The organism is Phyllobacterium sp. P5_D12 (assembly GCF_054049495.1).
Genome location: NZ_JBFUMG010000120.1, coordinates 1 through 10,563 on the forward strand (window position 1 = coordinate 1; position 10,563 = coordinate 10,563).

A 10,563-nucleotide genomic window follows, 5' to 3' on the forward strand; every position below is an offset into this window, starting at 1 on the left:
GCCTGGAACGGACGCGAATGATGTTCGGAAGATAACATAAAAATTGTGCGTTGCAACAGAACGCCATCTGCAGCATGCGAGTTGAATAGCATTTTGGCTACATTCTTTGATCGTAACCGCCGGAAATGACGGTGTATTTTGCCGGAATGCTATGTAATTTGCGATTGCAATTCCACTCATTCAGACCAAAAACATAATTACATATGCTTATATAATTGAGTGATTGTAATTAGTTTTGCCTCCTTCTAGAGAATTGGATRGGTTGTATAGCTGTGAAATATTGTGTAATTTTTTTATTTGCGCTGCAACATAGCGTGAAATGTGTCGTGTTTCGTTATTTTTGAGTGAAGACAGGACGTGCTTCAGCCGTCCGCGTGCATTGTATGCTGTATTCGCGGGTCGCAATACCTCGCCACGCTCCAAAGCGCAGAAAAATAGTGGTTACAAAGTAAGAAAACTGTTATATTCCGGCTTAAAATTAGCCGAGGTGCTTTCATCTAAACTCAAGGGGTTTGGTATAGACAAATTGGCAGTCAAAAAAACATTCATGTACGCGCATTAGCGTGTGTGGGGGGAGACAAAATGACAAGAAACGATACGCCAGCTTCTCTCCGCATAAAGAATGGGAGCTGAGCATGAGATTTCCAAATTTCTTAATTGGAATGTTCGGCGTCCTCATTGCATTTGCGATCACGACCTACATTCTCACGCAATCCCTGTGGGCAACAATCGTCCAGACGTTGATTTGCGCAGTGGTCATCCAGGTAGGATATTTCGCGGTGGTGCTTTTCCTTGTCGCGCGCGAAAAGCCGCGGACGTCCGAGTGGAAGCAGTCCGGGACTAATGAGCCAACCGGCATTGTCGCCAACAAGCAGCCGCCGTTTAAGTCAATTACACCAACAGAAACGCACTAGGGTCTGTCGATATTCACGCCATGGCGGCCTGCAAACGGCGTTTCTCTGCGCTCCGGTGCTCACGTACCAACATGTACGCTGCGCTCCGGTGCTCGAAAACCACCGTTTTCGCCTCGCCCTGACATGAATCTCAACAGACCCTTAAGCGATCCGGAGCAACTTCCGGGCTTCAGAACCTTGCTCTAGACGTCTGCCTCTTGCGGGAGGCCGAAATAATTGTATCCTTGCTGCATCGGTCTGGTGCTGGCAATACGTCCACAGACCATACGTGGTGCGCGCTAACACGCCTTCGTGCACGCAGTAGAGACCCGCACAGTCGAGGGCAGGGGCAATTATAGATAATCCGGACAATAGTGTGTGTGTGATCATCGCTGCGAAGAACGCAGCCGATACCATCGCGGCCGCCATATCCTCCGCTTTGGCGGATACATACGTGGCAGAAGTGATCGTCGTCGACGATGGCTCGACCGATGGTACGTCGGAAGCCGCCGGAGGCGCCGATGACGCGAGCGGACGGCTGCGTATCATTCGTTTCGACGTCAACAGAGGACCGTCTTACGCACGTAATCACGCCATTTCCTGTTCCTCGGCAGCCCTGATCAGTATCCTCGACGCCGACGATTTCTTTATCCCGGGGCGCTTTTCCCATCTGCTGTCAACCCGGGACTGGGATATGGCCGCCGACAACATCGTCTTTGTCGATCAACGCTGGGCCAGCCACTTCAGCACACTTGCCATTGACACGTTTTCTCCGGAAACCTGGTTTCTCGACCTGCCGACATTCGTCGACCGCAACATATCGAGACGCAACAAGCAGCGCGGCGAGCTCGGCTTCCTGAAGCCTGTCATCCGGCGCGAGTTTCTGGATCGCCACAGCCTGCGCTACAACGAAAAGCTGCGGCTCGGCGAGGATTACGATCTCTATACGAGAGCGCTGGCCCTGGGTGCCCGGTTTCAGATCATCAACAATTGTGGATATGGCGCCGTCGTGCGTGCGGATTCGCTAAGTGGGCGGCACAGGACAGACGATCTGAAACAACTTGCCGATGCCGACAGGGCACTTCTGGACAGCGGCATGCTGTCGGGAGGGGGGCTGGAAGCAGTCCGCGAACATGAGCGCCATATTCGCTCCAAATTCCATCACCGGCAGTTTCTGGACATCAAGTCGCAGCAGGGACTTGTTGCGGCAGCCGTCTATGGTTTGCGCAATCCGTCTGCGGTTTTTCCGATCGCGAGGGGCATCCTGACCGACAAGCTCGATGGAGCCGTCAGAAACAGATCGCCTGCCGCACAGGTCAAACCAGAGCTGCGCTATCTGTTTCCGGCAACTGCCAAAACGCAGTGAGCCTGACGCGGATATCCATTCGAATTTATTGTGCGTTGCACAAAAAGACACAATGGACTAGTCTGTTTCAAGAATAGATCAGGGGTCAATATGAGCGGATTTGCTCAGTTGGGTTCGACAACTGAGCGCGCAAAGGATGCGGTTATGATTGACTCGCAGCCAACAAACCCCATGCCGCCAATCAGATACCAGGGTTAGTTTTATGAAAATCATTGTCGAGAACACGGTCTGCCTGAATACGGGCGACGCCGCCATTCTTCTAGCGATCAGGCACATCCTGAGAAAAGTCTGGGGCGAGGATTTGCGCTTTCAGGTCTTCGACAGCCAGCCGGAAGTGGCAGCACGGCTTTACCCTTCKAAAGAGTATCCGGATCTCGAATTTCACAAACTCCTGTCGGAGTCCGTCTTCAAGTACAGCTACGATCAAAACGTCCTGAAGAACGCTGTCAAGCCGCTCTACAATCGAATTGTACTCGAGGCGCTGCGCCGCTTCGGCAGGGGCGGGCCCATCGACAAGATGTTGTTCAGCGACAACGACCGCCGCTCGCTTGAGATCTACCGGAACGCCGACCTCGTGATCACGACGGGCGGAACCTATCTCGTCGAGAACTACAACCTCGAACGGCGTCTCAATCAATTCCGCATCGACGCGATCCTTGGCAAGGATCCCGTGTTCTTCACGCAGTCACTGGGGCCCTTCAACAAGGACTACAATCGCCAGGAACTGAAACCTGTTTTTGACCGGAGCCCGCTCATTCTTCTTCGCGATTCCCGGTCGAAGGACCATATTGTTGACCTCGTAGAAGACCCCGGCAAATGTCACGTGGTGGCGGATGCGGTGTTCGCGCTTGCCGATACGGACCGGATCGCCGGGATTCTGGCTACGGACCAGACACCGAAAACGGGTCGCGTCGCTATTTCCGTCCGGCACTGGAACTACGTCAAGGGCGGTGGAGACGGCATGCGCCGCTACCTTGATTCCATTCGCAATATCGTCACCACGCTGGTACGGGACCAGGGCAAAGAGGTGACCTTTCTGTCGACTTGCCAAGGCGTGCCGGAATATGCGCACGACGATTCCAAGGCAGCCAAGGCGATCGTTGCCGAGCTCGATCCCGAAATTGCCAGCCATGTCAGCGTCGACGCGTCATTTCACACGCCAGAGCAACTGATGGCGCTTGTAAAGGGGTTCGATTTCGTCGTCGCCACGCGCATGCACATGATGATCATGTCGCTGTGCGTCGGCACGCCGGTGTTGCCGATCGCCTACGAGTTCAAGACCAAGGAAGTCGCCAAGCGTATCGGCGTGTCCGACGTTCTGCTCGACATCGACACCGTGACGGCGGAAGAAGCTGGCGRAAAGCTCGATACCTTCATCCAGAATCTGGAACATTATCGCAAGACGAGCCTCAAGGGTGTTCTTGACGAGCACGCATCGGCAATGTCGGCAACCGAGTTGCTGAGGCCGCTTCTTGTCGCTCCGTCAGCGAATGTTGCTCGCGACCTTGGACCAGATAGCCGACAGAGCGCTGCGTGACTGGGGCAGCAAAAGCATCAGGATGAACGCGAACGCATAGTTCAGCAGCACAGCCAGGATGACCGCGAGAAAATCCGAGCGGGCGATCAGCGACAGGGGCAGCAGCCAGTAGGCGAGYCACGCGAGCAAGGACGAAACGATGAAGAGCCCTTGCACCAAAAGGACGTCCATCGCTGTCACCGGGCCGACGCGCTGCACAAGCACTGCGAGAACGGGAACGCGCAGGATATAGCCGCTGATGGCATAGGCCGCGGCGACGCCGACGGCACCCCAATGCAAGCCCACGATAAAAGCAACCACAGTCGTGATCGAAGAGTAGATGCCCCAGCGGAACATGGTCTTCGTCCTGTCCTGGCAGATGAAGATCCAGCCTGTGGTGCTCGAAATGGGCTGAATGAGGCCCGCAATGCCGAGCCATGCGAAAATCGGTGCGACGGGCAGCCATCTGTCGCCGAAAAGAATACCGACGACCTGTTCCGAGGTAAGGGTCAGCGCAGCGATAGCGGGTACCGTGACGGCCGCGAGGACCCAATTGGTCTGCATGTAGATATCGCGAAAGCGCTTCTTATCGTCCTGTATTCGGCTGAGCAGCGGGATCATCAGGCGTGTCAGCGGCTGATTGATGTTCTGCAACGGGAACAGCAGAAGCTTGTAAGCGCGGTCGTAATAACCGAGCTCAATTGCGCCCGAAAATTTGCCGATCAGAATATTGTCGAGGTTGCGGGAGAAGAAGTTGACGAGGTTGAAGCCTGTAAGGTTAGCGCCGAAGGACATGATGTCGCGATCGATCTTCAAAACCGGCTTGTCCGGTCTAAACCGCGCCACACGCCAGGCTGCAAGCAATCCAACCGCCGCCGATGCTGCCGGGCCAAGCACCAGCGACCAATAGCCCATGCCGGCATAGGCGGCCACGGCCGCTGTTGCAAAGCCTGCAATGGCGGTGACGACATCGTTGATCGCAAGCTGACCGAACTGGAGATGGCGATTCATCAGGCTGAGCGGCATGGCTGCCAGACTTCCGAGGAAGAGCGGCAGGCCGGCGCCGATCGTGATCCCGACCATGCGCGCGTCACCGTAATAGGAAGCGACGACGGGAGAGAGCGCGACAACGACGGTAGTGCTGGCGAGACCGGCAAAGGCGCTCATCCAGAAGACCTGATTGAGCTGCCGCTGACTGATCTCCTTGCGCTGAACAACCGCTTGCTGAAGCCCTAGATTCTGGAAGAGCGCAACGAACGCCACGATCGGACTGACAGAGGCGACAAGCCCGAAGTCTTCCGGAATGAGCAGGCGCGCCAGGACGATGACGGAGAGGAACTGGACAACGATTTTGATGCCTTGTGCGATAACCGTCAAAAGGCCGCCGCGGAGGGCAACGCGTCCAAACTGAAGCGGTTCGGCACTCACGCGCTTAACTTCACTTCGGCCAGACGCGTGATCATATGGGCAAACTGATCATTCAAAACATCGGCGTTGAAATCGGCTTCGATCTTCCTCCTTGCAGCCAAAGCGATGCGCTCGCACTCGGCCGAGTGTTCGGCGATCCACAGGAGTTTTCCTGCGAGAGCCTCTATATCCCTTTCGGGGACGAGGAAACCTGTCGTCTGGTCCTCAATGAGTTCCGGAATCCCCGAATGATATGTGCTGAGCACCGTAAGCCCGGCAGACATCGCCTCCATGAGGGAAACCGGAATGCCCTCCACATCTCCATCCTGTGCCGTCACGCTCGGCAGCAGGAACAGATGGGCTTCCCGCAAGCGCTGCTTGACCTCGCTGTGCGGGCGCGGTCCGAGAAATGTCACCCGGTGCGCAATATTCAGATCTTTGGCGAGGTGCTTCAGCTCGTCGAGCAATTCGCCGCCGCCTATGATCGTATAAGCCCAATCGAGGTCTGGATTTGAAATCGAAAGTTGACCTAGCGCGCGCAAGGCAAACTCGATGCCCTTCTTTTCGGTCAAGCGGCAGACAGAAATCACGTTCAAGGTGCCTTGACCCCAAGAGCGCCACGCATATTCGATCTCGTTGATCCGTACACCCATATGATGCACGGCGACATTTGCTGCCGGCGCGCCGGCGTCCACAAGGGCCTTTTGGAAATAATCGTTGACTGTCAGTTGCCGAGTACCCTGGTCGAACAGGACATTATATTGCCAGAGGGTGTTATCGAGGAGCGGCCGGCCAACATCGCGGCCGTGGAATATCGTGACCAGGGAAGCGCCAAGTTTCTTGCGTTTCAACACGCGGGCAACACGCAAGCCGTTGTTACCGAAATGGGCAATGATAACATCGAAATTCTGGAGCTTTCGCGAAAAGGCAATGTCGAATGCCGTCGAAACCTTGTCCCAGAGGGTTGTTGGCAGTTTTCGAAGGATCGGGCGCAACGGCGCCAGAGCACCCCACCAGCAAATCGTATTTTCAGACAGCGCTTGCCAATGCTTTGTTCGAGCACTGCCCTGCTTCAGGAGGTTCTCGTTACAGATAACGCCCACCTCGATACCGCGCTCAAGAAATCCATTTACCTGATCCAAAATGAACGTCTCGGACAATGACGGGAACTTGTCGACAACAAAACCAACTCTCATTACCGAGCATTCTTTCAAAAAATCTGCAAATATGGATCTGAGCGGCGCTTATCACGCCACCTGTTTGATATTCTGGCTGGCGGCTTGATCAAGAACGCTGAGAAAGGTCGAAAACTGGCTCTTCGGATCCATCTGCGGCCGCTCCGAGAATTTTCTGGCAGCGGACGAAAGCCGGTCATATTCGCTTTTATCAGTCCAGAGCGTGCGGATCGCGCCGACCCAATCTTCCAGCGGCGCGTTGTAATCCAGGACAAGGCCGCCTTCGCCGATTGCTTCCGGCAGACCGCCACGGCGTGACCCCACGACGGGAATGCCGCTGCAATGCGCTTCTGACGCGACGCGGCCCCATGCCTCCTCCCATTTGCTGGGGGCGAGCAGGATCTTGGTGCGCCCATAGACCGTTTTCATGTCGCTGGTGCGGTTTTCGAGTTTGACGTTCTTCAGAGGAGCGATCGTCTTTTCGATGCTGGCCCGGTGATCATCGGCAAGCTTCCAGCTTTCGACAAAGAGAAACGGGATGTCAGGACACTGCCCGGCAATCTGAACGGCCAGTTCAAAACCCTTTTCGTTGTAGGGATTGATGAACGTCACATATTCGCCGGTCGTCGGCGTTCCGTACAGGACAGGGTCGATCGTCGGAGGAATGATGGTCGAATCGATCCCGAACTTCGCCTTGTAGGTCCTCGCAGTGAATTCGGAATTCGCGATGTACAGTGCTGAATCCAGTTCCCGCAGATCGCCGGCAAGTTCGTGGAATTCCACGTTTCTGAGGTAAATGACCAAGGGTATCCCTTCAGCTTGCAGGGCTTTCCCTATCGGAACCGATTTGTGGCATTGTACGACAGCCACGTCAGGCTTGAGCCTTTTGACCGCGAAGCCCGCAGCCTCCCAGGGAAACCAGGCCCTGACCACGGGATAGCCCGGAAAACTGTCTACTGCCGCTCGCTGACCCATGATCTTCATCTTGGCGCGCGCCTTCAGTCCGAACATCCCCTGGCCAAACAAGGCAGCCAGAACCGAGGCCTCGTGCCCCTGATTGCGCAATTGTTCGACCAGATGATGCGTACTCGATTGAACGCCACCGCTGAACTGGGGATAGTAGCCATTGCCGCCCGCAAAAAGTACTTTCATCGCGTGGCTCCTTGTATCCTGTTTTCCACCGGCGACCTATGCGGCCTGCCTGCCGATGCTGTAATATTCCAGACCATGACGGGCGATGACCTTGGGATCATAGATATTCCGGCCATCGAAGACGACGGGCGTCGTAAGGGCGTCCTTCATGAGATCGAAGGATGGCGCCCGGAAGCTCTTCCATTCGGTTACGATCAGCAGGGCGTCGGCACCGCGCAACGCTGCTTCCTTGGTTCCGCAAAGTAGCAGGTCATCGCGCTGGCCGTAAATGCTCTGGCATTCCTGCATCGCCTCCGGATCAAAGGCTTGCACGCTGGCTCCCGCCTGCCACAGGGCCTCCATCAGCGTGCGGGAAGGGGCTTCACGCATGTCATCGGTGTTGGGTTTGAAGGCCAGGCCCCAAAGCGCAAATACCTTGCCCTTGAGATTGCCCTTGAAATAGCGGTGGACTTTTTCGAACAGGATGGACTTCTGTGCATTGTTCCGCTCATCCACCGCCTTCAGCATCTTGGCATCGAAACTGATGCCTTCTGCTGTTTGGATCATGGCGCGGACGTCCTTCGGAAAGCATGACCCGCCATAGCCTATTCCCGGATAGATGAAGTCGTAGCCAATGCGTGGATCGCTGCCGATGCCCTTGCGGACTTCCTCGATATCGACACCGAGCCGCTCTGACAGACCGGACATTTCATTCATGAAGCTGATTTTGGTCGCGAGAATGCAATTGGCTGCGTATTTCGTGAATTCGGCACTGCGCACATCCATGACAATCATTTTATCATGGTTGCGGCTGAAGGGAGCGTAAAGCTCCCGCATTACCTTTTCGGTGTTATCGCTGCTGGTTCCAATGATGATACGGTCAGGCTTCATGCAATCCACCACCGCCGAGCCTTCCTTGAGGAATTCCGGATTTGAGACGACATCGAAATCCAGTTCTTCGCGTCCTCTCGCCTTGAGCGTTTCCGCGATTTTAAGCCTTATCTTGTCGCAGGTACCTACCGGCACTGTGGATTTGCTCACAACGATCTTTGGCGCTTCCATTTCGCGCCCGATCGCCTCTGCCACGGCCAGCACATATTTGAGGTCGGCGGATCCGTCTTCGGTGGGCGGCGTACCGACCGCACTCATCAGGATCTGGCCATGTTTGACTGCAGCTGCGACGTCCGTCGTGAACGTGATGCGGCCCGCTGCGTGATTTTCTCTGACGAGACTCTCGAGACCTGGCTCGTAAATCGGGATCAATCCCTGATTCAACCGTTCAACCTTGTCGGCATCGATATCGACGCACAAAACATTGTGCCCCACCTCAGCCAATACGGCGGCCTGTACAAGACCGACATAGCCGATTCCAAAAACTGTTAAATTCATTGGATGTGTTCCTGTGCAAAGACATCGGATCGCATCTGGATCCGGTAATACCAATCATTAAAATCGCGGGCCATAAGGAATGCCCGCAACCAAGTTTCTGTAACTGTCATTGAGCTGTTCAGTAACTGCCTCTGGCCATGCAAACGGCAGGCACAGTCTTGATGATGATATGCAAGTCGAGTTTCAACGACCAGTTCTCGACATAGTGCCGATCGAACTCCACGCGGCTGTCGTAGGAAACGTCATTGCGCCCACTTACCTGCCAAAGTCCTGTGAGGCCAGGGCGTGATTTGAGGTAGAACACTGCGGCGTTGCCATAATTCTCAAGCTCGTCGTGCACGACAGGACGGGGTCCGACAATGCTCATGTGGCCTTGGAGAATGTTGATGATCTGTGGCAGTTCATCAAGGCTCAGCTTTCTCAGTACAGCTCCGACGCGAGTGACACGCGGATCGTCCCTGAGCTTGCGGGTGGCTTCCCATTCGGCTCTTGCGTCCGGATTGGCGGCAAAATAGCTGGCCAGCACGCCATCGCCATCTGGAACCATCGTCCGGAATTTGAGGCAGTGGAAAATGCTGCCCCCCCGCCCAATACGGCGATGGCCATAAAATACCGACCCGCCATCGGACAACCTTACGAGGAGCGCAATAAGCAGGAACAGGGGACTAAGGGCAATGAGGCCTGCCAAGGCCCCAGCAATGTCGAATCCACGCTTCAGGAATCCGCCCAAAGCAGGGTCGAAATCCGTATCAACGTGGGAATAGCTCAAATCGGTCGATTTGACTGAATCGCTCATGGCGCAACTCCGGGGGTCGGGTGATCGAATGGGCTGATGCGACGGTATCAAACGGTACATCCAAGGCTACATCCAAAGTTGCATTAAAAATATGGTGCAACGCAACACAAAAAATTAACAGGCTTGAAACACTAAGTGATGGCTAGAAATTGCCCATAAGTTGCCCAATTTTTGACCTCTTCGACTGTATTATACGTCTGTTAACTTGCAGACGTTTTGCCGACTATTATTCGCTATTTGCACTGTACTGTGGCGGATTTGGCAGTGGTTGCGCTTTAAGGGATGGTTCAACGCAAAATAGGCGTCTGATACAGGTCATGACGCGAATGTGGTAACTTTTTCGGGACCGCAAACGGAGCGTTTTGCTGCAGTGCACTAATCCCCATGATGCATAAAGAAGTGGCGTAAGAGCGGGTTCCACCCGGTCCATATTTGTGCCTTTTTTTGATCGATCACGATATTGTTATGTCTGTAATTGCGTCGGTTGCATCATTTTGTAGGGTGTGCGCTGAGGGATGGCGAGCAATCCTGCCGAATAGTACAGGAGGAACGAACCGATCGTGTAAGGCTGGATGAAGTCGATCTCGAAGAACGAGCGGATCAATAACAAGAGTGCGATGCCAAACATCAGGTGTCCCTGCGGCGTATATCCTTCCGTCAGCAGACGCCGCAGGAAGCCGATCACCACACCCCCAAGGAGCAGGCTGATCAGAACGACGCCGACGTAGCCAAGTTCGACAAGCACTTCGATATAGGTGTTGTGGAAATGAAATCCTGTACGTGCAGGAATGTAGAATTCTGCCCATAATCGCTCGGCCTCAGAGAAGCCTTGCACCCAGTAGGCCTGATAGCCAATGCCCATAAGCGGGGCCTCGCGAGAGGCTCTGAAC

9 protein-coding genes are annotated in these 10,563 nt (G+C 54.8%); 3 read left to right on the forward strand and 6 right to left on the reverse strand.

The genetic code is table 11. The annotated features are described in order from the left end of the window. Nucleotides 1-635 precede the first annotated feature (635 nt). The 3 genes from ACXJ5O_RS10500 (at nt 636) to ACXJ5O_RS10510 (ending at nt 3,796) form a co-directional block, all read left to right on the forward strand. Nucleotides 636-914 carry an exopolysaccharide production repressor protein gene (locus tag ACXJ5O_RS10500; RefSeq protein ID WP_457299845.1) on the forward strand — a complete coding sequence of 93 codons (279 nt, stop codon included), beginning with the start codon at nt 636-638 and terminating at the stop codon, nt 912-914. 355 nt (nt 915-1,269) lie between these two features. Next, the gene (locus tag ACXJ5O_RS10505; RefSeq protein WP_457299846.1) at nt 1,270-2,259 is read left to right on the forward strand and encodes a glycosyltransferase family 2 protein; all 990 of its coding nucleotides are present in this window, start codon (nt 1,270-1,272) and stop codon (nt 2,257-2,259) included. Between the two features lie 202 nt (nt 2,260-2,461). Further along, on the forward strand, nt 2,462-3,796 hold the full coding sequence (locus ACXJ5O_RS10510) for a polysaccharide pyruvyl transferase family protein (RefSeq protein ID WP_457299847.1): 1,335 nt from the start codon (nt 2,462-2,464) through the stop codon (nt 3,794-3,796). On the opposite strand, the gene ACXJ5O_RS10515 is transcribed toward ACXJ5O_RS10510, so the two are convergent. From ACXJ5O_RS10515 to ACXJ5O_RS10540, 6 genes are all read right to left on the reverse strand, one after another. Beyond that, a complete protein-coding gene (locus ACXJ5O_RS10515) occupies nt 3,743-5,203 on the reverse strand; it encodes a lipopolysaccharide biosynthesis protein (protein WP_457299848.1) in 1,461 nt (486 codons plus the stop codon). The two genes, ACXJ5O_RS10510 and ACXJ5O_RS10515, sit on opposite strands and share 54 nt — an antisense overlap. Then, a complete protein-coding gene (locus ACXJ5O_RS10520; protein ID WP_457299849.1) occupies nt 5,200-6,378 on the reverse strand; it encodes a glycosyltransferase in 1,179 nt (392 codons plus the stop codon). Before ACXJ5O_RS10520 ends, ACXJ5O_RS10515 begins: the two co-directional genes overlap by 4 nt. A 51-nt stretch (nt 6,379-6,429) precedes the next feature. Next, complete coding sequence (locus ACXJ5O_RS10525) at nt 6,430-7,509, reverse strand: glycosyltransferase (protein WP_457299850.1); 1,080 nt, start codon at nt 7,507-7,509, stop codon at nt 6,430-6,432. A 36-nt stretch (nt 7,510-7,545) separates the two neighbouring features. Then, nucleotides 7,546-8,877 carry a UDP-glucose dehydrogenase family protein gene (locus ACXJ5O_RS10530; protein WP_457299851.1) on the reverse strand — a complete coding sequence of 444 codons (1,332 nt, stop codon included), beginning with the start codon at nt 8,875-8,877 and terminating at the stop codon, nt 7,546-7,548. 118 nt (nt 8,878-8,995) lie between these two features. Then, entirely contained in the window at nt 8,996-9,673 is a 678-nt protein-coding gene (locus ACXJ5O_RS10535) for a sugar transferase (RefSeq protein ID WP_457299852.1), read from the reverse strand. 463 nt (nt 9,674-10,136) lie between these two features. Then, the coding region (locus ACXJ5O_RS10540) for an O-antigen ligase family protein (protein ID WP_457299853.1) at nt 10,137-10,563 on the reverse strand (427 nt) is incomplete at its 5' end.